At 76.0% G+C, this 23125-nt stretch carries 19 protein-coding genes; 7 read left to right on the top strand and 12 right to left on the bottom strand.

All coding sequences use genetic code 11. The features are described from left to right. The first annotated feature begins 307 nt into the window (after positions 1 to 307). From IE305_RS27660 to IE305_RS27670, 3 genes are all read left to right on the top strand, one after another. Complete coding sequence (locus tag IE305_RS27660; protein ID WP_190132517.1) at positions 308 to 1648, top strand: cryptochrome/photolyase family protein; 1341 nt, start codon at positions 308 to 310, stop codon at positions 1646 to 1648. A gap of 188 nt (positions 1649 to 1836) precedes the next feature. Then, on the top strand, positions 1837 to 2406 hold the full coding sequence (locus IE305_RS27665) for a methanogen output domain 1-containing protein (RefSeq protein ID WP_229891605.1): 570 nt from the start codon (positions 1837 to 1839) through the stop codon (positions 2404 to 2406). A 1-nt stretch (position 2407) separates the two neighbouring features. Next, the gene (locus IE305_RS27670; protein WP_190132519.1) at positions 2408 to 3985 is read left to right on the top strand and encodes a PP2C family protein-serine/threonine phosphatase; all 1578 of its coding nucleotides are present in this window, start codon (positions 2408 to 2410) and stop codon (positions 3983 to 3985) included. Between the two features lie 17 nt (positions 3986 to 4002). On the opposite strand, the gene IE305_RS27675 is transcribed toward IE305_RS27670, so the two are convergent. The 12 genes from IE305_RS27675 to IE305_RS27730 all read right to left on the bottom strand — a co-directional run bounded on the left by IE305_RS27675 (position 4003) and on the right by IE305_RS27730 (position 16392). Then, positions 4003 to 5646, bottom strand: coding sequence for a carboxylesterase/lipase family protein (locus tag IE305_RS27675; RefSeq protein ID WP_190132520.1), 1644 nt, complete (start codon positions 5644 to 5646; stop codon positions 4003 to 4005). Positions 5647 to 5726: 80 nt separating this feature from the next. After that, positions 5727 to 7769: a GAF domain-containing sensor histidine kinase gene (locus IE305_RS27680; protein ID WP_190132521.1), complete on the bottom strand. Its 2043-nt coding sequence runs from the start codon at positions 7767 to 7769 to the stop codon at positions 5727 to 5729. A 2-nt stretch (positions 7770 to 7771) separates the two neighbouring features. Then, positions 7772 to 8419, bottom strand: coding sequence for a response regulator (locus IE305_RS27685; RefSeq protein WP_190132522.1), 648 nt, complete (start codon positions 8417 to 8419; stop codon positions 7772 to 7774). A gap of 106 nt (positions 8420 to 8525) precedes the next feature. After that, entirely contained in the window at positions 8526 to 9452 is a 927-nt protein-coding gene (locus tag IE305_RS27690) for a VOC family protein (protein WP_190132523.1), read from the bottom strand. A 39-nt stretch (positions 9453 to 9491) separates the two neighbouring features. After that, a complete protein-coding gene (locus tag IE305_RS27695) occupies positions 9492 to 11054 on the bottom strand; it encodes an FAD-dependent oxidoreductase (protein WP_190132524.1) in 1563 nt (520 codons plus the stop codon). Further along, positions 11051 to 11641, bottom strand: coding sequence for a VOC family protein (locus tag IE305_RS27700; protein ID WP_190132525.1), 591 nt, complete (start codon positions 11639 to 11641; stop codon positions 11051 to 11053). The genes IE305_RS27695 and IE305_RS27700 overlap by 4 nt, the downstream gene beginning before the upstream one ends. Next, on the bottom strand, positions 11638 to 12039 hold the full coding sequence (locus tag IE305_RS27705; RefSeq protein WP_190132526.1) for a cupin domain-containing protein: 402 nt from the start codon (positions 12037 to 12039) through the stop codon (positions 11638 to 11640). Before IE305_RS27705 ends, IE305_RS27700 begins: the two co-directional genes overlap by 4 nt. Then, positions 12036 to 12776, bottom strand: a complete 741-nt coding sequence (locus tag IE305_RS27710) for a cupin domain-containing protein (RefSeq protein ID WP_190132527.1) — start codon at positions 12774 to 12776, stop codon at positions 12036 to 12038. Before IE305_RS27710 ends, IE305_RS27705 begins: the two co-directional genes overlap by 4 nt. Then, positions 12769 to 13995 (bottom strand): sedoheptulose 7-phosphate cyclase, encoded by a 1227-nt coding sequence (locus tag IE305_RS27715; protein WP_308440282.1) that lies wholly within the window; start codon positions 13993 to 13995, stop codon positions 12769 to 12771. The genes IE305_RS27710 and IE305_RS27715 overlap by 8 nt, the downstream gene beginning before the upstream one ends. A 10-nt stretch (positions 13996 to 14005) precedes the next feature. Continuing rightward, a complete protein-coding gene (locus IE305_RS27720; protein ID WP_190132528.1) occupies positions 14006 to 15172 on the bottom strand; it encodes a 3-dehydroquinate synthase family protein in 1167 nt (388 codons plus the stop codon). Positions 15173 to 15309: 137 nt separating this feature from the next. After that, positions 15310 to 15879: a methyltransferase family protein gene (locus IE305_RS27725; RefSeq protein WP_190132529.1), complete on the bottom strand. Its 570-nt coding sequence runs from the start codon at positions 15877 to 15879 to the stop codon at positions 15310 to 15312. Between the two features lie 30 nt (positions 15880 to 15909). Further along, entirely contained in the window at positions 15910 to 16392 is a 483-nt protein-coding gene (locus IE305_RS27730) for a nuclear transport factor 2 family protein (protein WP_190132530.1), read from the bottom strand. 239 nt (positions 16393 to 16631) lie between these two features. Between IE305_RS27730 and IE305_RS33590 the strand changes: the two genes are divergently transcribed. The 4 genes from IE305_RS33590 (at position 16632) to IE305_RS27750 (ending at position 23124) form a co-directional block, all read left to right on the top strand. Beyond that, positions 16632 to 19595, top strand: coding sequence for an AfsR/SARP family transcriptional regulator (locus IE305_RS33590; protein ID WP_190132531.1), 2964 nt, complete (start codon positions 16632 to 16634; stop codon positions 19593 to 19595). A gap of 120 nt (positions 19596 to 19715) precedes the next feature. Then, positions 19716 to 20705, top strand: a complete 990-nt coding sequence (locus IE305_RS27740; RefSeq protein ID WP_229891607.1) for an L-tyrosine/L-tryptophan isonitrile synthase family protein — start codon at positions 19716 to 19718, stop codon at positions 20703 to 20705. A gap of 32 nt (positions 20706 to 20737) precedes the next feature. Continuing rightward, positions 20738 to 21580, top strand: coding sequence for a TauD/TfdA dioxygenase family protein (locus tag IE305_RS27745; protein WP_190132532.1), 843 nt, complete (start codon positions 20738 to 20740; stop codon positions 21578 to 21580). Then, positions 21577 to 23124, top strand: coding sequence for a 4-hydroxyphenylacetate 3-hydroxylase family protein (locus IE305_RS27750; RefSeq protein WP_190132533.1), 1548 nt, complete (start codon positions 21577 to 21579; stop codon positions 23122 to 23124). Before IE305_RS27745 ends, IE305_RS27750 begins: the two co-directional genes overlap by 4 nt. The last annotated feature ends 1 nt before the right edge of the window (position 23125 follow it).

A 23125-nucleotide genomic window follows, 5' to 3' on the forward strand; every position in this document is an offset into this window, starting at 1 on the left:
GCGGAGCCGACCGCTCCGGAAATCGAACAGTCCGGTAAAGAACCGGTAGGGGGCTTCACATCCCACCTCGGAGGGCCGTTCCGGTACGGAATCCACGGCCGGAAGGCCGTCCTCCATGGGGATTCCTTGGTCAAGAATTAGCCACCCCCTGGCACTCTTTTCGGTCACCATGCGGTCGGCGTCCGGTCTGTTTTCGGTCGGCTTCCGGTCGGCTTTCGTCGGCTTCCGGTCGGCGCGTCCGCCCTCCCGGGGCCGTCGCCCCGTGAGACGATCGGCCCCCACGCCGCGACGGACGCGGGAGGGCGGCATGGCGGTCTCCATGGTCCTGTTCACCTCCGACCTCCGGGTCCACGACCACCCGCCGCTGCGCGCGGCGCTGCGGGCCACCGACGCGGTGGTGCCGCTGTTCGTCCTCGACACGGGGATCGACGCCACCGGGTTCGCCGTGCCGAACCGGCGGGCCTTCCTCGCCGACTGCCTGACCGACCTCGACGCCGCCCTGCGCCGGCGCGGCGGGCGGCTGGTGGTGCGGCAGGGCGAGGTGGTGGCCGAGGTGTGCCGGGTCGCCGCCGAGGCGGGCGCCGGCGAGGTGCACGTGTCCGCCGGGGTCACGGCGTACGCACGGCGGCGCGAGGAGCGGCTGCGCCGGGCGCTGGAGTCCGCCGGCCGCCGGCTGGTCGTCCACGACGCCGTGACCACCGTGGTGCCGCCGGGAGTGCTCACACCGGCCGCCTCCGACCACTTCGCCGTCTTCACCCCTTATTTCCGGCACTGGTCGCAGCACCGCCCGCGCGACGTGCTGGGGGCACCGCGCGTGGTCCGGGTGCCCGACGGCGTGGGCTCCGCGGACCTGCCGGCGCGACGGGACGTCGCCGGGGTGTCCGAGGGCCTGGCCGCCGGCGGGGAGACGGCCGGGCGCCGGCGGATGGCGGCGTGGCTGCGCGACGGCATCGCCCGGTACGCCGGCACCCACGACGACCTGGGCGCCGACGCCACGTCCCGGCTCTCGGCCCACCTGCACTTCGGCACCGTCTCCCCCACCGAGCTGGTACGGCGGGCGCGGGCGGCGGACGGCGCCGGCGCCGGTGCCGAGGCGTTCGTCCGGCAGCTGGCCTGGCGTGACTTCCACCACCAGGTGCTGGCCGCCCGGCCGCACGCCGCGACCGCCGACTACCGCACCCGGCACGACCGCTGGCGGACCGGCCCGCGCGCCGAGGCCGACATCGAGGCGTGGCGGGAGGGGCGCACCGGCTACCCCCTGGTCGACGCCGCGATGCGGCAGCTGCGGCACGAGGGCTGGATGCACAACCGGGCCCGGATGGTTGCCGCGTCGTTCCTCGCCAAGACGCTGTACGTGGACTGGCGCACGGGTGCCCGGCACTTCCTGGACCTGCTGGTGGACGGCGACGTGGCCGACAATCAGCTCAACTGGCAGTGGGTCGCCGGCACCGGCACCGACACGCGCCCCAACCGGGTCCTCAACCCCCTCGCGCAGGCCCGGCGGTACGACCCGGACGGGACGTACGTACGCCGCTGGCTCCCCGGTTCCGCGGGCGCGGACGGCGGCGGGCCCCGGCCCGTCGTCGGCCTCGCCGAGGCGCTGGACCGCTTCCGGCAGGCCCGCGGGCCGGCCCGGCCGGCCGTCTGACGACCGGCCGCCCGGTCACTCGCGTCACCCCTGCATCGCGCGCTTACCTCGAACGGCGAAGGCCGGGACGGTACACACATCTGCGGGACGGGTCCTATGCTCGAAAGGGGCGGTCGTCCGCCCCGGGCGAAGGCCCCCGCGCCGGCCGGTCGGCGGTGCTCCACGAAAGACGACGAAGGGAGCGTGCTGTGAGGCTGGCGAGCGGCACGGACGTCGACCTGGACCGCGACGTGTTCATGCGCACTCTGGTGCGGGAGTTGGCGACGTCGCTGGAGTCGGTCGTCGGGCTGGAGGAGGCGTCCGGGTACATCAGCCTGGTCGGCCAGTCCGTCGGCTCGCAGATCAACGAGTCCTACATCCGGGCGCTGGGCGTCCGGCGGCTCTCCCGCGAGCAGGTCGCCGACGTGCTCGTCGACTTCAAGCAGCGCATCAAGGGCGACTTCTACCTCATCTCGCAGGACGACGAGAAGATCGTGCTGGGCAGCCGCAGCTGCCCGTTCGGGGACAAGGCGCTGGGCCGGGAGTCGATGTGCATGATGACGTCGAACGTGTTCGGCACCATCGCCGCGCAGAACCTCGGCTACGCACGCGTCGAGCTGGAGGAGACCATCGCCCGCGGCAGCTCCGGCTGCCGCGTCGTCGTCCACCTCGTCCCGGAGGTCGACATGGAGGACGAGCCGGGGCGCGAGTACTACGGCGACTCCGGGCCACCGGAGGGCGGCGGTCCCGCCGTTCCCCCCACCCCGCCGGGCCGCTGACATGGATGTGACGGTCTTCCGGGCCGTCACCCGGCCCCTCCCCCACGCGGTGCTGCTGTGCACCGCGTCGGGCCGCATCCTCGCCACCAACCCGGCCACGCGCCGCACCGCGGACTGCCTGCGGACCGGCGCCGACCTCCTCGGCCTGGCGCTGGACGCGGACAACCTGCGGGTCCGGCTCGACCAGTGGCTGCGCAGCGGCTCCCCCCTGCCGGGCGTCGCGACCGTGCGCGACAGCACCGGCACCGCCGTGCGGCTGCGCTGCCACGGCGCCCGCGCCGCGTGGTGGCGCGGGGACGAACCCGCCGTCCAGCTCCACCTCGCCCGCCTCGACGCCACCGACCGCTTCGTCGCCCTCAGCCAGCAGGTGCGGCTGCTGCACCGGCAGACGGCCTACCGCCTCGCCATCGCCGAGCAGCGCGACCGGCTGCTGCGCAGCGAGACGCGGGCCCGGGCCCGGATGCAGCGCCTCTACCGCCTGACCGCCGCCCTCGCGGCCAGCGCGACGCTGGCCGACGTGTGCGACGCGGTGCACAAGTGCGCCCCGCAGGCGCTGGACGCGGTGGACGTCACGCTGGAACTGCACTCCCGGCGCATCGTGCCCTCCCTCGGGCCCACCGACCGCTTCCCCGCGCTGGGCGCCTGGATCGACCTGGACGCCGTGCCCGCGCCGGAACCCGTCACGTCCGGCCCCGGATACGGGCTGCGCGTGCCGCTGGAGGCCGAGGGCATCATGCTCGGCTCCCTGGTCATACATCAGGCGCCGCACGCCGAGCGCGACTCGGAGCACACCACGGCCATCGCCCAGCAGATCTCCCAGGCGGTGCGGCGCGCCGGTCTGTTCGAACACGAGCACCGCCTGGCCGAGCGGCTCCAGCGCAGCCTCCTCCCCACCCTCCCCGAGGTCGAGGGGCTGGACATCGCCAGCGGCTACGCGCCGGGCACGCACATGGTGGACGTCGGCGGCGACTGGTACGACGTGCACCTGCTCACGTCCGACACGGTGGGCTTCACCATCGGTGACGTCGCCGGCCACGGCATCGCCGAGGCCACCGCCATGGCGCAGATCAACACGGCACTGCGCAGCATCGCCCGGCGCTGCGGCGAGCGCCCGCCGGCGGTGCTGACCCAGCTCAACGACTTCCTCGGCACCTACCACCAGGGCCTGATGGCCACCGCGTGCTACGCCGCGTACGACCGCCGTACCCGGGTGCTGCGGCACACCCGCGCCGGCCATCCGCCGCCGCTGCTGATCCATGCCGACGGCACGAGCCGCTACCTGGAGGGCACGCCCGCGCCGCCGCTGGGCCCGGTGCCGGACACGCGTTTCCCCGTGAGCGAGATCCGGGTCCCGGAGGACGCGAAGCTGGTGTTCTACACGGACGGGCTGATCGAGCGCCGTGGCGAGAGCCTGGACGCGGGTCTGGGCCGGCTGGCGCAGACGGCCCGTTCGACCCCCGGGCTGGGGGCCCGGGAGGTGTGCGAGCTGCTGCTGCACCAGCAGGTGGACACCGAGATGCCCGACGACCGGGCCCTGCTGGTGGTCGGTTTCCCGGGGCGGGAGGGCGAGCGGGGCTGAGGGGCCGCCGGCCCCGGTCAGCGCCGGTCCCCGGTACGGAGCGGGGGCAGGATCAGGTCGGTGGCCGTGGGACCCTGGGAGGTCGGCGGCGGCACCGTGGCCCAGAAGTCGCACTGGTGGCCCGCCTCGAAGCCGGTGCGGGGCGCGATGGCGTCCGGGGCCAGGGACAGCGGCCGGTACGGGCCCGTGGTGACGGGCGGCCAGGTGCCGGGCGCGGGGTCCGCGCCGCCGGCGAACCGCGCCCAGGCGGCCGTCATGGCCTCCGCCAGCCGCGTCTGCGCCGGGTCCAGGTGCACCTCCGCCCCCGTCCCCCGGTAGCCGAACAGGTAGGGGATCTCCGACCCGTGGTAGGCGCCCAGCGGGAAGCCGGGCGGCGAGGCGTAGAGGACGGGGGCGTTGCGGTCGGCGAACTCGTACCCGAAGACGCGGCCCGGTGTCGTCGCGGCGAACCACTGCGCGGTCTCCCGGGCGGGGCAGGCGACGAGGTAGTCGCCGAAGGCGGCGGCGAACGCCAGGCGGTGGTCGCCGCCGTACCGGGATGCCGGGTAGCGGGCGGCGATGCGCGGGCCGTCCGTCCCGAACAGGGCGGTGAGGACGAGCGGGTAGGTGACGGCGTTGAGGCCGACGCCCGAGGACTCGACCATCACGGAGCCGATGGTGCCCTCGTCGAGGGTGTTGCCGGTGAGCACGGGAACCGTGGCGTAGTCCCCGGCCGCGATGGCCTCGCCGGGCGGGACGGGGAGGACGGGGGTGCCGGAGACCGGCCACCAAGGGGCGGCGCCGGTGACAGGGACCTTGAGGAGGTCGGCGGCGGACTTCGCGCGCAGGCAGGCGACGACGGCGGGGGCGGAGCCCAGGCAGCCGGCCCCCGTGGCGAATCCCGTGCCAGTGGACTCGGCCCGGGCGAGCGGGCGGGCGGCCACCTGGCAGGGGGCGCTCTGCACGAGGGCGCGGGCGAACAGGCCGCGGGAGAGCGGGGAGACGAGGTGGTCGCAGACGCTGAGCCCGCCGGAGGACTGCCCGCCGACGGTGACCCGGCCGGGGTCCCCGCCGAAGGCGGCCGCGTTGTCCCCGACCCAGCGGAGGGCGGCCTGCTGGTCCATCAGGCCGTAGTTGCCGGAGCCGGTGTCCGGCGCCTCGGCGCCGAGGCCGGGGTGGGCGAGGTAGCCGAAGGCGCCCAGCCGGTAGTTGGCGGTGACCACGACCATGTCGCCGGCGCGGGCGAGGCGGGACGGGTCGTAGTGCGCGGCCGAGCCCGACACGAACGAGCCGCCGTGGAACCAGACGAGGACGGGCCGGCCGGTGCCGCCGCCGGGCGGCGTGTGGACGTTCAGGTAGAGGCAGTCCTCGTTGGTGCTCTCGGAGGTGCCGAGCAGCGGGCGGGCCGGCTGGGCGCACGGACCGGCGGCGCGGGTGGCGTCCCGTACCCCGGGCCAGGGGGCGGCCGGGCCGGGCGGCCGCCAGCGCAGCGCTCCCACCGGGGGCGCGGCGAACGGCACGCCGAGGAAGGCCCGGCCGCCGTCGGTGACCACGCCGCGGATCGCGCCCCGGTCGGTGGTGACCACGGCCGGGTCCTCGCGGGCCGCGACGGGCACGGCGGTGCCCAGGAGGGCAACGACGGTGAGGAGCAGGGGGGCGAGCAGCCTGCGAGGGGTGGCCATGGGTGATGACTACCCGTGCACGGAGGGCGATCCTCCGCTCCGGGGCGGCGCACATGTGCGCGGTCGTGCACCGGTGCGGGTCAGCCCGGGAACGGCCCGTCGACGGGCGGGAACGAGGCCCGGACCACCATGCCGCCGTCCGGGCCGGGCTCCAGCGCGAACCGTCCGCCGAGTTCGGTGGCGCGTTCCCGCATGGACCGGATGCCCACCCCGGTGCGGTCGCCGCCGGGCGGCAGCCCGTGCCCGTCGTCGCGCACCTCGATCGTCACCTCGTCCGGCACCACGCGGACGGCCAGCGCGGCGGACCGTGCGCCCGCGTGCCGTACGACGTTGTTGAGCGCCTCGCCGCCGATGAGGTACACGGCGACCTCGACGGCCGCCGGCAGGGCCGGCAACGGGTCGGGGGTGAAGCGCACGGTCACGGGCAGCCGGCGGCCGAAGCGGTCCGCGAGCTGCCGCAGGGCACCGCCGAGGCCGTTGCGGTCGAGGGCGGCCGGGGCGAGGCCGGCGGAGATGCGGCGCAGTTCGGCAATGGCCTGCCCGATGCCCTCGGAGGCGGTCTCCAGCGGCCGGGCCGCCGCCGAGCCGTCCGGCACCGCGTACCGGGCGGCGTCGACCTGGAGGCGGGCGCCGGAGAGCGCGGGCCCCAGGCTGTCGTGGAGGTCGCGGCGCAGGGCGCGGCGGGCCTCCTCGCGGGTGAGGACGAGGCGTTCGCGGGCGGCCCGCAGATCCTCGTAGAGCCGCAGCGAGGCCAGGGCGGGGGCGGCCTGGCCGGCCAGCGAGCGCAGCACCTCCGCGTCCTGGGGGTCCAGGGCGCGTTCCCCGGCACGCGGGGTGACGTGCAGCCGGCCGATGACGCCGCCCTCGAAGAGCAGCGGGAAGCCGGGGGCGTCCAGCGCCGGGCTGCCGGCGGTGGCCAGGGTGCGGGGGCCGCCCCGGGTGTGCAGCACCACCGCGGCGCCGGACAGGTGGAGGGTGCTCACCACCGTGTCGCAGAGCAGCCGGGGGGCGTCGGCGGGCGCGGCGGCCTCGCCGAGCCGCTGGGAGAGGGCGCGCACCACGTGGTAGGGGCGGGCGCGGTCGCCGTAGTAGAGGCGGTCCACGGCGTGGGTGGCCAGGCGGGCGCTGGGGTAGAGCAGGCAGCCGAGGGCGATGCCCAGGACCTCGGCGCCCAGGGCCGCCGCGTGGGTGCCACCGGGCACGAAGTGCAGGGCGACGACGGAGACGACGGTGAACACGGTGATGAGGACGGCGGTGAGGAGGAGGGTGGCCAGGGCCTTCCGGGTGGCGCGGTCGAGCTGGGCGGAGCGGTCGCGGCTGATGCCGTAGACGGCGCAGAAGGGCCACAGGGCCGCGATGCCGTATGCGACCGTCCACAGGCCTCCGGTGAGCGGGGCGAGGCGGTTGAGGTAGACGAGGACGAGCCACAGCACGTACGGCAGGACGGGCACGATCTGCCGCCGGTCGGGCGTCTGCCACCAGCGCACCGTCATGACGGCGAGGCCGGTCACGAGGACGGCGGTCATGAAGGGGACGACGGGGACGTGGCCGACGAGTTCCCTGCGCAGCCGGCCCCAGCCGCCGTGCCAGGTGGGGTCCGGCAGGCCGTAGCTGCGGGCGGCCACCCGGTCGGCGTAGGCGTGCACCAGGCTCCACGCGGCGAGCAGCGCCACGTAGCAGCGCCACAGCCGGTGGCGGGGCAGCTCGCCGCTGGGCAGGTGGAGCGGCAGCACGTAGAAGGTGAAGACGGCCAGCGCGTAGGTGAGCACCGACAGGACTGCGAGGAGGTCGGTGACGGGGCGGGGCGCGCCGGTCGCGGCGGCGCCGATCAGGGTGGCGTCGGAGACGACGTTGCCGGTGCCGGTGGCGACGAGCAGCGGGCCGAGGACGCTGCGGGGCCGGTGGGCCGTCATGAAGGAGCCGAAGAGGACCACGCCGATGGCGGCGACCACCGGCACGCCCCGGCTGACGATGTAGGGGACCAGCGGGGGGTCGTCGAGGTGGGTGAGGGCGAAGGCGGTCCAGGTGACGGCGGCGGCGACGGTGAGGCCGTACGCGGCGAAGGCCGGGACCCGGTGGCGGCGCACGGCTCGGGTGCCGGGCCCGGCGGCGCCCCCGGGCATGGTCAGCCCTCGTCGCCCAGGCCGGCGTCGCGGGCCCGGGCGACGGCCTCGGCGCGGGTGGTCACCTGGAGCTTGTCGAAGATGTGCGTGACGTGGTTGCGGACGGTCTTCTCGGACAGGAACAGTTCGCGGGCGATGCGCCGGTTGTCCTGTCCGCGGGCGATGAGTTCGAGCACTTCCGCCTCCCGTGCGGTCAGGCCGGGGAAGAGCTGTCCGGCGTCGCGGCGGCGGCCGCCGGACAGCAGGGCGGTGAGGCGGCCGGCGGTCTCCGGGCCGAAGACCGCGCCGCCGGCGGCGACGGTGCGCACGGCGTGCAGGACCTCGCCGGCGCCCGCGCCCTTGACGAGATAACCGCGGGCGCCGGCCTGGAGGGCGGCGAGGAGGCTGCCGTCGTCGTCGGACATGGTGAGCATGAGCACCGGCAGCCCGGGGTGGTCCCCGGCGAGCCGCCGGGTGACGTCGATGCCGGAGCCGTCGGGCAGGGCCAGGTCCATCACGACGACGTCGGGCCGCTGCCGGGCCACGGCCTCCAGGGCCTCGGCGGCGGTGGCGGCCTCGGCGACGACCTCGGCGCCGCCGGTGCTCTCCAGGGCGGCCTTGAGGCCGCCGCGGAACAGCGGGTGGTCGTCGACGATCAGGACACGGGGCACGGTGGCGTCCTCGGCGGTGTCTTCTCGGTCTTCTCGGTCTGTTGCGTCGTCTTGTCCCACGGACCGACGCTAACGGCGGTCCGTGCGTGCCGCGCGGCGGCGGCCGTCAGGCGGCGGTGTGGGCGCCGGTCATCAGGGCGGCGAGGTCCTCGGGGGCGATCCAGGAGGGCGGGGGCGGCTGGCCCCAGCTGAAGAAGCTCTCGTTCACGTCGAAGACCTCGGGGTCCCACAGCTGGTCGTCGACGATGCAGTCCATGTCGGAGTAGTACTCGGTGAAGTTGCCGGCCGGGTCCTTGAGGTACCAGAAGAAGTTGGACCCGATGTGGTGGCGGCCGAAGCCCCAGATGTGGCGTTCGGGGTGGTCCTCCAGCATGGCCATGGCGCCGCGCCCGATGTCGTCGACGTCGTCGACCTGCCACGAGGTGTGGTGGAGGAAGGGGACGGGCGCGGCGAGGACGAGGATGTTGTGGTGGTCGGTGGTGCAGCGCAGGAAGGCGCCGGCGTCGCCCAGCGAGTCGCTGACCTTGAAGCCGAGGCCGTCGCCGAAGAAGGCGGCGGTCGTCCGGGGGTCGGGGGTGCCGAGGACGGCGTGGCCGAGCTTGCTGGGCCGCACCCGCCCAGGGCGGAGGATGCCCGGTGCCCGCCCGGCGGTGCGTTCCTCGCGGCCGGGCCCGTTGTACGGGGTGGGGGGCGTGGCGGGCGGGACGGCGCGGGGCTCCACCTGGAGGACGGCGCGGGCGCCGGTGACGGGGTCAGCAGCGGTGAGGCGGTCACCGGGGCCGGTGGTGGCGGGGACGCCCATGCGGTGGAGGCGGGCGGCGGCCGCGGCGAGGTCGCCGGGGTCGTCGGCGCCGATCCGCATCTCCACCAGGCGGCGGGTGGGGGCGGGCACGATCCGCAGCTGGCGGCCGCCGTCGCGGGTGGTGAACCAGCCGTCGGCGTCCTGCCGGAGGCCGAGCTCGGTGTAGTAGGGGGCCGTTCCGGCGGGGTCGGGGACGCCGATGGTGACGGAGGAGAGGCGGTGCAGGGGCATGACGGCTCCTTCGGGTCTCGGGCGGGTCGGGGTGTCGTGTCACGGGTCCCGCAGGACGGCCCGGCGGGCCGCGCGCAGGGCCTGCGCGACGATGGTGAGGGTGGGGTTGACCGCGGCGGACGAGGGGAAGAACCCGCCGTCGACGACGAACAGGTTGGGCACCTCGTGGCTGCGGCAGTAGGGGTCGAGGACGGACCGGGCCGGGTCGTGGCCGGCGACGGTGGTGCCGCACTGGTGGCCGGTGTGTTCGACGCCCATGCGGTGGGTGAGGACGAGGGGGTGGCCGGCGCGGCGCATCATCCGGGCCCCGGCGGCGACGAGGCGGCGGTGGGCGCGGGCGTTGACGGGCCGCCAGTGCAGAGTGATGCCGCCGTCGGGGCCCAGCAGCACCCGGTTGCCGGGGAGCGGCAGGTCCTCGGAGATCAGCCACCAGTCGACGCTGCGGTCGGCCAGCTCGCCGAGGAGACGCCGGGGCACGTGCGGGTGCGCGGTGGCCATGGCGGCGGGGTGGACCTTGCCCATCAGCTGGAGGTTGCCCAGCGGGCGGGGGGTGTGGGGGCCGGCGTGGTAGTAGTCGTTGACGGCGAGGGTCTTCTGGAAGACGGCGGGGTCGCGGCGCGGGTCGACGGCCATGAGCATGCTGTTGTGGTGCAGCATCAGGTTGCGGCCCACGAGTCCGCTGCCGTTGCCGAGCCCGCCGGGGTGGGCGCCGCCCGCCGAGCGCAGCAGGAGCGCGGCGGAGTTGACGGCGCCGCAGGAGACGACGACGGTGCCGGCGGTGATGGTGACGGGGTGGCCGTTGCGGTGGGCCTCGACGGCGGTCACGGTGCGCCCGGAGGCGCCGGTGCGCAGCCGGGAGACGTACGTGTGGGTGAGCAGCCGCACGGTGGGCGAGCGCAGGGCCGGGCGCAGGGCGCGGGTCTCGGCGTCGCTCTTGGCGCCGACGCGGCAGGGGAAGCCGTCGCAGGTGCCGCAGCGCACGCAGGTGCCGCCCTCGCGCAGGTCGATGCCGAGTTCGAGGGGGTGGGGGTGGAGGCCCTGGGCGCGCAGGCGTTCGGCGAGTTCGGCGATGCGGGGGGCGTGGGCGACGGGCGGGTGGGGGTGGGGGCCGGAGCGGGCGGGTTCGGTGGGGTCCTGGCCGGCGCGGCCGTGCACCCGGTAGAGGCGTTCGGCCTCGGCGTAGTACGGCTCCAGGTCGGCGTAGGGGAAGGGCCAGGCCGGGGAGGTGCCGTCGGGGTGTTCGGCGGCCTCGAAGTCGCTCTCGCGCAGCCGGGGCAGGCTCGCGCCGTAGACCTTGGTGGTGCCGCCGACGTAGTAGTGGGCGGCGGGGGTGAAGGGGGTGCCGGCGGTGGTGTGCCAGGTCTCGGCGTTGCGGTAGCGGCCGTCGCCGAAGACGGCCTCCGGTGACCAGTTGGCGGCCTCGCGGGGCAGGAAGCCGCCGCGTTCGACGACGAGGACGCGGGCGCCGGTGGCGGCCAGGGCCCAGGCCACGGTGGCGCCTCCGGCGCCGGAGCCGATGACCGCGACGTCGGCGTCGTAGTGGCTGTCGTCGCGCCGGACGACGGGCGGGGTGCCGGGTCCCCAGATGCCGGTGGTGGTCATGCGGGGGCCTCCTCGGGCGGGGCCGCCGGCCGGAACAGGCGGACGGCGGTGTGCTGTTCGTAGGGCAGTCCGTCGGGGGCGTGGACGAGTTCGAGGTGCAGGCCCCAGGGGGTGGCGAGGTAGACCCAGCGGGTGCCGCGGATGGGGCCCTCGTTCACCTGCTGCGGCTCGCCGAGCATCCGTACGCCGGGGACGGCGGTGAGGCGGCGGACGGAGGCGTCGAAGTCGTCGGTCCACAGGGCCAGGTGGTGGCCGCCCCAGTCGCTGTTGCCGGGCATGCGCCGGCGCCGGTCCGGGCCGCTGTACTCGAACAGTTCGAGGTTGAGGGTGGGGCCGAGGCGGAGCATGGCGATGTGCGCGGTGGAGCGCGGGTGGACGCCGAGCTGCCGCCGCATCCAGTCGCCGTGGGGGTCGGGGTCGGCGACGGGCCCGGTGCGGTAGGCGGTCTCGGCGCCCAGGACGCCGGTGAAGAAGGCGACGGCCTCGTCCAGGTCGGGCACGGTGAAGGCGACGTGGTGGACGGCGCGCACACCGGGCACGCCCGGGCGGGCGGGAGCGGGGGCAGGGGTCGTGGCGGGGGTGGTCATGGTGTCGGCTCCTCGGGGGTGTGGTCCCCGGTCGTGTCGGGGGTGCGGGGCGGGAGGTGCCGGGTGACGGCCGGCGGGGTGAGGGTGAGGCAGAGCAGGTCGGCGCCCTCCGGTCCGGCGCGCAGGGTGACGTCCTCGCCGTGGGGGGCCAGGAGCAGGTCGCCGGTGTGCAGTGGGGTGCCGGTGCCGGTGGTGAGGGTGCCGCGCAGGACGTACCAGGCGGCCTCGGTGCCGTCGCGGCCGGTGAGGGCGTAGTGGGCGCCGGGGGCCAGGCCCACCCGGTCGACGGCCTCGCACTCGCTGTGCAGCATGCCGCGCCGGGCGAGGCAGCGGACGCGGACGTGTTCGCGTCCGCCGGCGAGGAGGACCGCGGCGCGCCGGCCGGCGTTGACGATCATCGCTGCTCCTCGGTGGGGACGGCCAGGACGGCGTGGAAGTACTCCAGGCCGTGTGTGCCGGCCCGGAGCTCGGCGTGGGTGCCGAGCGGCAGGGTCAGGGCGACGCCGGCGGCGAGGGGGACGCGTGCGGAGGCGGTCCGCGCGGTGCCGGTGCCCTCGGTGACGTAGAGGGTGTGCTCGACGCCCCGGGCGGTCAGCGCGGCCGTGCCGGCGGGCAGCAGGCGGGTGACGCGCACGGTGCGCAGCGGCCCGGTGAGGACGGTGGAGGCGTCCACCGGGCCGGCCTGGTGCAGGTCGGGGACGACGGTGCTGCGGGAGGGGCCGGTGGGGTGCATGACGGTGTCCTTGGTGGGTCGCTGGGTGGGGTCCTTGGTGGCGTGCGGGGCGGGGAGTTCGACGACGAGCCAGGAGAGCGGCTCCTCGCCGGTGTTGCGCAGCCCGTGCCGGCTGCCGGCCGCGGTGAGGACGGTGGTGCCGGGGCGTACGGGGCAGGGGCGGCCGTCGAGGGTGAGCTCGCCGCGGCCGGTGAGGACGTGGTAGAGCTCCTCGGTGCGGGTGTGCCGGTGTTCGCCGCTGACGCCGCCCGGCGGCAGCCAGGCCCACTCGACGGCCTCCCAGCCGCCGTGCAGTCCGGCGCGGCGGGCCAGGCACGTCCAGCGCGACAGGCCCTCGGCGGCGTGCACGCCGTGCACGTCGGCCGGCTCGTGGACGGTGGCGACGACGACTGCCTCACGCATGGCCGGCCACCGCCGTCCGTGCGTGGTACTCCTTCAGATGGGCGGCGGCCGCGGCGAGTTCGTCCGGCGTGAGGTCGTCGACGAAGACAGCGCCGCCGATGCCGACGGGAAGGGGCAGCCGCTGGCTGCCGTCGCGGTGCCGGACGGTGTCGGCGAGCGCCTCCTCCAGGACGGCGGGGGCGCACAGCCGGTGCCAGACGGGCAGCCGCAGGGCGCGCATCAGGTCCAGGACCCGCCGCCGCTCCGCGGGGCGCACCAGGCCGCGCCGTTCGGCGACGACGGTGGTGAGCGCCATGTCGAGGCAGACGGCCTCACCGTGCAGCAGCTCGGGCAGGGCCCGCATCTCCAGGGTGGGGCTGAAGGAGTGGCCGTAGTCGACGACCCGTTCCAGCTCGTGCTCCCACAGGTTGCCCTGGAGCTCCTCCAGCATGCCGTGCACGGCGCGGCCCAGGACCTCGCGGGCCACGGGGCGCAGGGCGGGGCCGCCCTGGAAGCGTTCGGCGATCAGCCGGGGGCCGTACGCCTCCAGCAGGCGGAACAGTGCCCGGTCCTTGATGAGGGCCAGCTTGAGGATCTCCGCGGTGCCGTTGCCGACGTGGCGCCGGTCGAGGGTGGCCAGGAAGGCGGGGTCCAGCAGGGTCTGCGCGGCGGGGTGGTAGGTGCCGAGCCGGTTCTTGTACGGGCCGAAGTTGACGCCGGTCTTGGCACCGACGCCCGCGTCGACCAGGCCGACGAGGGTGGTGGGCACGCGCACGTAGGGGGTGCTGCGGCGGTAGAGGCTGCACGCCAGGCCGACGACGTCGAGGAGGACGCCGCCGCCGAGGGCGACGACGGGTTCGCTGCGCCGGGCGACGCCGAACCGGTCCATGGCCTCCACCACGGAGAAGACGGCGTCCATCGTCTTGAGTCGCTCGTGGGCGGTGAGCACGTGGACGGCGTGGTCCAGGCCGCGGGCGGCGCAGTAGGCGCGGACGCGGTCGCCGTACAGCTCGTCCACGGTGGTCTCGACGACGAGCAGCCGGCGGGCCGGCGCGGGCCCGGGGGCGGGGGCGGGGGCGCCGGCGCGGGCGAGCGCGGGGTTGCGCGGGTCCAGCACGTCCGGCGTGAAGGCGACCTCGTAGCGGACGGGTTTGGCGGTGCTCACGGTCCAGGAGCGGACGGGCTCGCCGGCGGTGAACAGGCCGTGCGGGTGCGGGGGGCGGGGGGCCAGGGTGGTCACGGTGTTCTCCTCACGGGAGGCGGGACCCCGGGCGGGGCCGGAACGTCACGTCCTTCACCACGCTGGGCGTCCCGCCGCCCCGGGCGCATGAGCCCCCGGTCCCGGCCGGGTCCCGGTCCCTGTCCCGGCCGGGGGAGGGCGGGCGGGAGGGGGCGAGGGCGGCGCTCAGGGTGGGGTGGGCGACCTCGGTGACGGTGCTGCCCGCCGTCAGGTGGGGCCGGCCGAGGCCGTCGAGGAGCACCATGCCGACGGTGCCGGGGCCGCCGTCCCGCCGCAGCACGCGCAGCACGTCGGGGGGCGTGACGGGGGCCGGCAGCACGGCGGGCGCGCCCCAGCGGGCGAGCAGGGCGTGGTGGGCGCGTTCGCCGGCCGCGTCGAGCAGCCCGAGGCTGCGGGCGCAGCGGGCGGCCGCGAGCATGCCCAGGGCGACGGCGTCGCCGTACCGCAGGGCGCCGACGCCGAGCACGCGCAGGGCGTCGGCCACGGCGTGCCCGTAGCGGAAGGCGCCGGCGGGGCCCTCCTCCAGCGGGTCGTAGCAGGTGAGGGCGGTGCGGGCGTCGGCGCACAGGGCCAGGAAGGAGGCCAGGGCGGGCGCGTCGTACCGGCCGTCGGGGCGGAGCCGGGCGCACACCTGGTCGTACGAGGCGGGGCAGACGGACAGGACGTGCCGGACCAGGGCGTACAGCCCGGGCCGGACGGCGCCGGGGGCGAGGGTGCCGAGGAACTCCAGCTGGGCGCGGACCAGCGCGGGGACGGGCCGGGGCCCGGCGGGGCCGGCCAGGGACAGGGCGGTGTCGGACATGGCCGGGAGGGTGGTCGGCAGCAGCAGGGGGCGGCGGGTGCCGCGCGCGGCGAGGCGGGCGGCGGCGTCGACGACGCCGGTGCCGCCGAGCCCGACGACCACGGCGTCCTTGGGAAGGGTGCCGTTGCCGTCGGTGGGGGCCGTCCGCAGGAGGCGGGTGGGTGCGGCCCGGCGGAGGTGGTGCAGGACGCGGTCGACGTGGGGCGTGGGCACGCCGGTGTCGGTGACGAGGAGGAAGCCGCCGGCGTCCAGCCGGTGCGCGGCGTCCGTCAGCCCGTCCCACGAGGCGGGCCCGGCCCGCACCTGGAGCGGGAAGGCGGCGAGGCCGGAGCCGATGCTCCGGTCGAGGGTCACGGACGGAAGCAGGGAGGTCATCTGGGGGCTCGCAGACGGGCGGTCGCCCGGCGGGGGTGGTTGCCCTCCCACCGTCGGCCGCCCCGGGCCCCGGGCACATGAGGCGCCGGCCCCGTCGCCGCCCCGGTGCGCGGTCCCGGGTGGGGTTCAGCAGAGGTTCAGTAGAGGAAGGGCACCAGGCGCTTGGTGTCGCGCCGGTAGCCGGCGTACTCCGCGCCGAACGCGGCCAGCAGCAGGCGTTCCTCGGCGGCGATGCGCCAGCTGTAGGCGGCCAGCAGCACCGCGGCGACGAGGAGGAACGCGATCCAGCCCGCGGTGGCCAGGGCGTAGCCGGACCACACGAGGAGGCTGCCGCTGTAGCCGGGGTGCCGGATCAGGCGGTACGGGCCCTCGCGGACGACCCGGTGGCCCTCGGTGGTGCGCAGCGTACGGGTGTAGAACCGGCCCAGCGTGCGCATCCCCCAGGCGCGCACCGCGAGGCCGGCGACGGCGAGGGCGACGCCAGCCCACCGCCACGGGGTGGGCACCCGCCCGGCGTCGTGACCGGCCAGCAGGACGACGAGGACGACGGACAGCGCGTAGGCGGCCAGCAGCAGCCGGGTGCTGCCGCGGTCGCCGGCGCCGCCCTGCCAGCTCGCGGTGCCGGAGTCGTCGCGGCGGCGGAGCAGCACCTCGTACCCGGCCCACAGGACGACGGCCGCGATGGCCAGCACACTCGGGAGCGCCATGGAGGGATACTGCCCGGCCGGGCGGCAGGGTCATGCCTCCGTACGTCCGTGCGCCTCCTCCGGGAGGACCGGGGGTTCGCCGGTGGTCCAGACGGGCTCGATGCGCATCTCGTGGAAGCGCCAGCCGGCGGGGGTGCGGACCACGTCGGTCTCGTAGTGGGCGCCCACGGTGAAGAGGGGCGTGGCGCCCGCGCCGCGCTGCCGGAGGGTGGCGTCGTGGTGCACGTGCGTCATGACGGCGTTCCAGGAGACGGTGGCATGGCCGGTGGCCGGGTCGCCGTCGACGAGGACGCCGGTGGCGACGTGCTGGGTGCGGGCGAAGCGGCCGAGCGCGGTGGCGGTGTGGCGGACGGTGGCGGCGGCGCCCTCGGTCGTGCCGATGGGCGTCACGGTGCGGACGTCGTCCGTGAGGTAGGTGCGGGCCCATTCCTCGTCGATGCGGCGTTCGTCCAGGGAGCGGAAGAAGCGGTTGACCAGGGTGGTGAGGGCGGCGTGGTCCGGCTGTGCGTTCATGGCGCCGAGCCTGCCGCCTCAACCGCGGTCGAGGTCAAGGCGGGGGAAAGGCAGGGGAAAGGCAGGGGAAGGCTGGGCGGCCGGCCCGGGGCCCGGGGCGGGAGTGGAGTGGAAGATCTCACACCGTGGGGCCGCCCGGGGCCGCGTCCCGCCGTGCCGGCCCTTGTTTGAATCGTGTACCGGAGCGCGCCGGCGCGCGTTCCGCGTCATGTGTCACCGACAGAAAGGGCCGTCACGCGGTGCAGCCTCGGCGCGTCGAATTCACTGTGCTGGGGCCGCTGGCGGCCGCCGCCGAGGGCCGGTCGCTGCCCCTGGGCGGGCCCCGGCAGCGGACCCTGCTCGCCACCCTGCTGGCCCACGCCAACACGGCGGTCGGCACCGAGCGGTTGCGCGAGGCCGTGTGGGGCACCACCGCTCCCCCGTCGGCCCAGGCCAACGTCCGCAGTTACGTCGCCGCGCTGCGCAAGGTCCTCAACCGGGGCCCGGACGACGAGCGGCTGAGCCTGGGTCACCACGGCTACCGGCTCCACGTGGGCCGCGACGAGCTGGACCTGTACGTCTTCGAGGACCTGGCCGCGCGGGGCCGGGCGGCCCTGGCCCGCGGCGACCACCGGGAGGCCGCCGGCCGGCTGGAGGAGGCCCTGGCGCTGTGGCGCGGCACCCCGTTCGAGGGCGTCGCGCACCACGACACGCTGCCCCTGGAGACGGCGCGGCTGGAAGAGGCGCGGCTGGCCGTGCTGGAGGACTGGGCCGGGGCGCGGATCGCGCTGGGCGAGGCTCGCGAGGTGGTGGGCACGCTCCGTGGGGAGGCGGCGCGGCACCCGTTGCGCGAGTCGCTGTGGGCCCGGCTGATGACCGCCCAGTACCGCGCCGGCCGGACCGCCGACGCCCTGCACTCGTACGCCCGGGCGCGTGCCGCGCTCCGTGCCGAACTGGGCCTGGAACCGGGCGAGGAGCTGCGCCGGCTGCACCACGCCGTCCTCAACCGCGCCCCGGTTCCCGGCACGCCCCCGCCGTCCGCGCCGGTGGCGCAGGCCGCGGCGGAGTGGCGGCCGATGAGCCAGCTGCCCACCGACGCCACGGACTTCGTGGGCCGCGAGCACCTGCTGGCCGAGGCCGCCGCGCTGCTCGACCCCTCCGGGCCGGCCCGGGCCGGCGCCACGTGCGCGGTGCCCGTCGCCGTCCTCACCGGGCTGCCGGGCGTCGGGAAGACCACGCTCGCCACGCGCCTGGCCCACGAGTTGCGCGACGTGTTCCCCGACGGCCGGCTCTTCGTCCACCTCGACGGGGCCCGCGGCCCCGGGCGCTCCCCCGCCGCCGTCCTCGCCGACCTGCTGCTCAGCCTGGGCGTGCCGGGGTCGTCCGTGCCGGAGGCCGGCGCGGACCGGGCCGCGCTGTTCCGTTCGCTGCTGTCCGGGCGCAGGGTGCTGGTGCTGCTCGACGACGCGCGCGACGAGGCGCAGATCCGTCCGCTGCTGCCGGGCACGCCCGGCTCGGCGGCGCTGGTCACCAGCCGGGCCCGGCTCACGGGCCTGGACGGGGCACGTCTGCTGGACGTCGAGCCGTTCGGCCCCGGGGAGGCGCAGGACCTGCTGCGCCGCCTCGTGGGGCCGCGGCGGCTGGCCGCCGAACCGGAGGCCACCGAGCGGGTGCTGGCCGGCTGCGCGGGGCTGCCGCTGGCGCTGCGCGTGACCGGGGCCCGGCTGGCGGGCCGGCCGCACTGGCGGATCCGGCGGCTGGCCGACCGGCTCGCCGACGAGCGCGGCCGGCTGACCGAACTCACCGTCGGCGACCTCGCCGTGCGCAGCTGCGTGGCCACCAGCTACCACGGCCTGGAGCCCGGCGCGGCCCGCGCCTTCCGCGCCGTCGGCCTGCTGCCCTCCCCCGAGTTCCCGGGCTGGGCGCTGGGCGCCCTGCTGGACTGCCGCGACCCCGAACCCGTCACCGGCGCCCTGCTGGACGCGAACCTCCTCCAGGTCGCCTGCGTCAACGCCCACGGGCAGCCGCGCTACCGCATGCACGACCTGCTGCACGTCTACGCGGCCGAGCGGGTGCGCGCCGAGGAGGACCCGGCGTGGCGGCGGCAGGCCCTGGAGCGCGTCCTCGACGGCTGGCTGGAGCGCCTCCGCGCGGCCCGCGACCAGCTCGTCCGGGGCCGTGCCCGGCCGGCGGCGGGCGCGCCCGGCGCGGAGGACACCGCGGACCAGGGCGGTGACCTCGTGGGCTGGCTGGAGGCCGAGCGCCATGCGCTGGTCACCGGCACGGAGTTCGCCGCCGCGGAGGGCTTCGGGGAGCAGACGGCCGGGCTGGCCGCCGCCCTGGAGGAGGTGTGTCACCTCCTCAACTGGTGGGACGAGTGGGAGCGGGTGGCCCGGGCCGCGCTGGACCGTGCGACGGCCGACGGCGACGCGGTGGCCGCCGCCGTCGCGCTCGGGTCGCTGGCCCGCTCGTCCGCGGTCCGCGGCCGCGTCGGCGAGGCGGTCTCCCGCTGGGCGGACGCGGTGGAGCGGCTGGACGCGCTGGGCGAGGCGCACCACGCGGCGCGGCTGCGCGTGCACCGCAGCTTCGCCGTCGCCGACCACGGCATGGCGGCCCTGGCGGAGGAGGACGCCCGCGCGGCCGTGGCCGTGCTGCGGCGGCTCGGCGACGAGCACGGGCGCGTCACCGCGCTGCGCAGCCTCGCCTTCGCGCTGTCGTGCCGGGGGCGCGGCGCGGAGGCCGTCGAGGTGCTGTCGGTCGCGCTGGAGTCCGCCGAACGCCTGGACCGGCCCCTGGCCCTGGCGGACGTGCTGCAGATGCTGGGCTGGGTGGAGACGGGCGAGGGCCGGTTCGCGGAGGCCGGGGACCACCTGCGGCGGGCGCTGGCGGGGTTCGGGGCGGTACGGCACCGGCCCGGCGAGGCGTACGCGCTGCTGGGCCTGGGCCGGCTGCACCTGACGGCGGGCGGCGCCGCGGCGGCGGCCCGGGCGCTGGGCCCGCTGGACCGGGCCCTGGCGGTCTTCACGGAGCTCGGCGAGCGGCGGGGCGAGGCGCTCACGCTGCACTGGCTGGGGCGCGCCCACACCGCGCTCGGGGACTCCGCGCGGGGCGCGCTCCTCCGCGCGGAGGCGGCCGGCGCGTTCGCCGCGCTGGGCATGGCGTTCTGGGCGGAGGAGGCGGAGACGGAGACCGGGGCGGAGGCGGAGGCGGGCTGCTACGGCTGAGCCTCCAGGACCGGCAGGAGGCGGGGTGTGCGTCGGCTTGTGCGCCCGCGTGTGCGCTGCTTGTGCGTTTCTCATGCGCCCCCGGTGAACGGTGGACCCCAGTCCACGAAGGGAGGCGCGGTGCACCGTTCCGCCGCACCCGATATCGCATTACTCGCCGTCGACATCCTCCGGGAGGTCCTGTCCCACCAGCGCCGGCTCCGCGACGGCGGCTGCGCCGGCACCGTCTGCCGGCACTGCGTCCGGCACCATCTGGAGGCCGTGCGCGCCGCCGTGGAGGCCGGCCGCCGCATCGAGTTCGTCCTGCCGGCGTTTCCGGTGAAGTCCCCCAACCCGGCCAAGGTCAGCGGCCCGCTGCCCGACATGGCCGAGGAACTCGCGCTGCGCTTCCTCGACGCGCTGTGCGAGCGCATCGGCGCGGTGCACGCCCCCGGGGCGGTCATCCGCATCTGCTCCGACGGCCGTGTCTTCAACGACCTGCTCGGCGTGAGCGACGAGAACGTCACGGCCTACGCCCGCGGTCTCGACGCGACGATCGGCCGGATCGGCGCCCGCCACCTGGAGCAGTTCACGCTCGACGACGTCCACCCCGGCGTCGGCCACGAGGACATGCGGGCCCTCCTCACCGACGGCCACGCCCCCACCCTGGAGGAGCTGCGCGCCGAGGTGCGCGGCGGAGGTGCGCCGCTCGCCATGTACCGGGGCATCACCCGGTTCATGCTGGAGGATTTGTCCGGCCCGCAGTGGACCGGCACCCGCTCCGCCCTCCAGCGCAAGTGCCGCGACCTCGCCTACCGCGTCATCCAGCGCAGCCGTGCCTGGGGCGACCTGCTGGGCGAGCTCTTCCCCACCGCCCTGCGGCTGTCCATCCACCCGCAGCCCTGCTCCACGGAGAAGATCGGCATCCTCCTCGCCGACACCCCCGACGCCTGGCTCACGCCCTGGCACGGCGTCGCCGTCGAGACCGGCGGCCGCTTCACCCTCATGAAGCGCGCCGAGGCCGAACGGGCCGGGGCACGGCCCGTCCTCGCCGACGGCCGCACCAGCCACTACGTGCTGGAACCGGCCGCGAACGCGCCGGTGGCCTCCCCCGCACGCGCCTGCGCGTGAACCCCCACCCCCCGCATCACCAGGAGACCCGTATGACCACCCTGCTCCCCTGCGAACCGGCCCCCCTCGAACCGTTCGGCGTCGCTCTCCACGCGCCCCGCCCCGGCACACCCGTCGATGCGATACCCGTGGCGGCCCTGCGGTCGCTCACCCGCGACCACCACCTGGTGCTGCTGCGCGGCTTCGACGGCTTCGCCGGGCCGGAGGAGATGTCCGCCTACTGCGCGCAGTGGGGCGAGTTGAGCGTCTGGCCCTTCGGCACCGTCCTCGACCTGGTCGAGCGGGAACAGCCGGAGGACCACATCTTCGCCGCCGGGCACATGCCCATGCACTGGGACGGCATGTACCGCGAACACGTCCCCGAGTTCCAGGTGTTCCACTGCGTCCAGGCCCCCGGCGCGGGCAACGGCGGCGAGACCACGTTCTCCCACACCACGGCCGTGCTGCGGGACGCCGGACCGGACACGGTCGCGCGGTGGTCGCAGGTGACCGGCACCTACCACCGGGCCATGGAGTACTACGACAGCACCACGGTCGCGCCCGTCGTGGACGCCCACCCCGTCCACGGCGCGCCCGTCATCCGCTACAACGAGCCCACCGACGCCGGCGACGACAGTTTCGTCAACCACCCCGACCTGACGTTCACCGGCCTGCCCGCCGACGAGCTGGACGCCTTCCACCGCGAGCTGCGGGCCGCGCTGTACGACCCCGCCCACCTCTACGCCCACGCGTGGCGGACCGGCGACGTCGTCCTCACCGACAACCACACGCTGCTGCACGGCCGGAACGCCTTCACCAGCGGCGCGCCCCGGCACCTGCGGCGCGTCCAGGTGCTCGGCACCCCGCCGCTGGTCAACCCGGGGCTGGTGCGATGACCCCCACGACCACGACCACGACCACGACGACGCCCACGGCCGGCAACCGGCTGATGACCGGCGCGGACTACCTGGAGAGCCTGCGCGACGGCCGGCAGGTGCACCTCGACGGCGAGCGCGTCAAGGACGTCACCCGGCACCCCGCCTTCCGCAACGCCGCCCGTTCCGTGGCCCGGCTGTACGACGCCCTCCACGATCCCGCCACGTCCGGTGTGCTCACCGGCGTGGACACGGCCACGGGCATCCGCACGCACAGGTTCTTCCGGCCCAGCCGGTCGGCGGCCGAGCTCGTCGAGGCGCGCGAGGCCATCGCGGCCTGGGCGCGGATGAGCTACGGCTTCCTGGGGCGCACCCCCGAGTACAAGGCGTCGTTCATGGCGGGTCTCGGCGTCAACGCCGCCTACTACGGCCCGTACGCGGACAACGCGACCGCCTGGTACCGGGAGTTCGCGAGCCGGGCGCTGTACCTCAACCACGTCATCATCAACCCGCCGCTGGACCGCAGGCGGGCCGTCCACGACATGGAGGACGTGTTCGTGCGCGCCGTGCGCGAGACGGACGCGGGCATCGTGGTGAGCGGGGCGAAGATGCTCGCCACCGGGTCGGCGATCACCAACGCCGGGTTCGTGGCGCCGGTCGGCTCGGCGGTGCTGGAGCCGGGGAGGGCCGAGGCGTTCGCGCTGGTCTTCTTCGTGCGCATGGACAACCCGGGCGTACGGCTGATCTGCCGCACCCCCTATGCACGGACCGGCACCCGGCCCTTCGACGCGCCGCTGAGCAGCCGGTTCGACGAGAACGACGCGGTGCTGCTGCTCGACGAGGCGCTGATCCCGTGGGAGGACGTCCTGGTGTACCGGGACGTCGAGCGGGCCACGGGCTTCTACGCGACCTCGGGCTTCGCCAACCTGTACAACTTCCAGTCCGGCGTGCGCATGGCGGTCAAGCTGGAGCTGATGGCCGGGCTGCTGTCCCGCGGCACCCGCGCCAACGGCACCGACACCTTCCGCGGGGTGCAGGCGGCCGTCGGGGAGCTCGTCACGCTGCGCGACACGGTGTGGGCGCTGACGTCGGCCATGGCGTACGACACCGAGCCGGGCAGCGGCGGCACGGTGCTGCCGCGGCTGGAGCACGCCTCGGCGATGCGGATGTACAACGCCCAGGTCTGGAGCCGGGTGCACGAGCTGTTCGAGACCACGCTGGGCGGGGCTCCGCTCGCGGTGCCGGCCGGCGCCGGCGACCTGGCGGACCCGGAGCTGCGGCCGCTGATCGACCGCTACTACCGGGGCGCCGAGGGCACAGCGGAGGACCGCATCAAGCTGCTGAAGCTGGCCTGGGACGCGATCGGCACCGAGTTCGGCGGCCGGCACGAGCTGTACGAGCGCAACTACTCGGGCAACGGCGAGCAGGTGCGCCTGGACGCCCTCCGCTGGGCGGGCCGGCGCGGCAGCCTCGCCCGGTACGAGGCCCTCGTGCAGGAGTGTCTGGACGACTACGACACCGCCGGCTGGCGCAGAGGCCCCTGGACCGAGAGGGAGGACGACTGAC

The sequence above is a fragment of the Streptomyces mashuensis genome, from assembly GCF_014654785.1.
Classification (GTDB): Bacteria; Actinomycetota; Actinomycetes; order Streptomycetales; family Streptomycetaceae; genus Streptomyces; species Streptomyces mashuensis.

Bases quoted from the DNA above. Each gene is read 5' to 3' on its own strand.
- IE305_RS27720 (WP_190132528.1), bottom strand. From the start codon at position 15,172: ATGACCTCCCTGCTTCCGTCCGTGACCCTCGACCGGAGCATCGGCTCC.
- IE305_RS27705 (WP_190132526.1), bottom strand. From the start codon at position 12,039: ATGATCGTCAACGCCGGCCGGCGCGCCGCGGTCCTCCTCGCCGGCGGA.
- IE305_RS27660 (WP_190132517.1), top strand. From the start codon at position 308: ATGGCGGTCTCCATGGTCCTGTTCACCTCCGACCTCCGGGTCCACGAC.
- IE305_RS27700 (WP_190132525.1), bottom strand. From the start codon at position 11,641: ATGACCACCCCCGCCACGACCCCTGCCCCCGCTCCCGCCCGCCCGGGC.
- IE305_RS27710 (WP_190132527.1), bottom strand. From the start codon at position 12,776: ATGCGTGAGGCAGTCGTCGTCGCCACCGTCCACGAGCCGGCCGACGTG.
- IE305_RS27670 (WP_190132519.1), top strand. From the start codon at position 2,408: ATGGATGTGACGGTCTTCCGGGCCGTCACCCGGCCCCTCCCCCACGCG.
- IE305_RS27745 (WP_190132532.1), top strand. From the start codon at position 20,738: ATGACCACCCTGCTCCCCTGCGAACCGGCCCCCCTCGAACCGTTCGGC.
- IE305_RS27695 (WP_190132524.1), bottom strand. From the start codon at position 11,054: ATGACCACCACCGGCATCTGGGGACCCGGCACCCCGCCCGTCGTCCGG.
- IE305_RS27725 (WP_190132529.1), bottom strand. From the start codon at position 15,879: ATGGCGCTCCCGAGTGTGCTGGCCATCGCGGCCGTCGTCCTGTGGGCC.
- IE305_RS27675 (WP_190132520.1), bottom strand. From the start codon at position 5,646: ATGGCCACCCCTCGCAGGCTGCTCGCCCCCCTGCTCCTCACCGTCGTT.
- IE305_RS27730 (WP_190132530.1), bottom strand. From the start codon at position 16,392: ATGAACGCACAGCCGGACCACGCCGCCCTCACCACCCTGGTCAACCGC.
- IE305_RS27750 (WP_190132533.1), top strand. From the start codon at position 21,577: ATGACCCCCACGACCACGACCACGACCACGACGACGCCCACGGCCGGC.
- IE305_RS27680 (WP_190132521.1), bottom strand. From the start codon at position 7,769: ATGCCCGGGGGCGCCGCCGGGCCCGGCACCCGAGCCGTGCGCCGCCAC.
- IE305_RS27690 (WP_190132523.1), bottom strand. From the start codon at position 9,452: ATGCCCCTGCACCGCCTCTCCTCCGTCACCATCGGCGTCCCCGACCCC.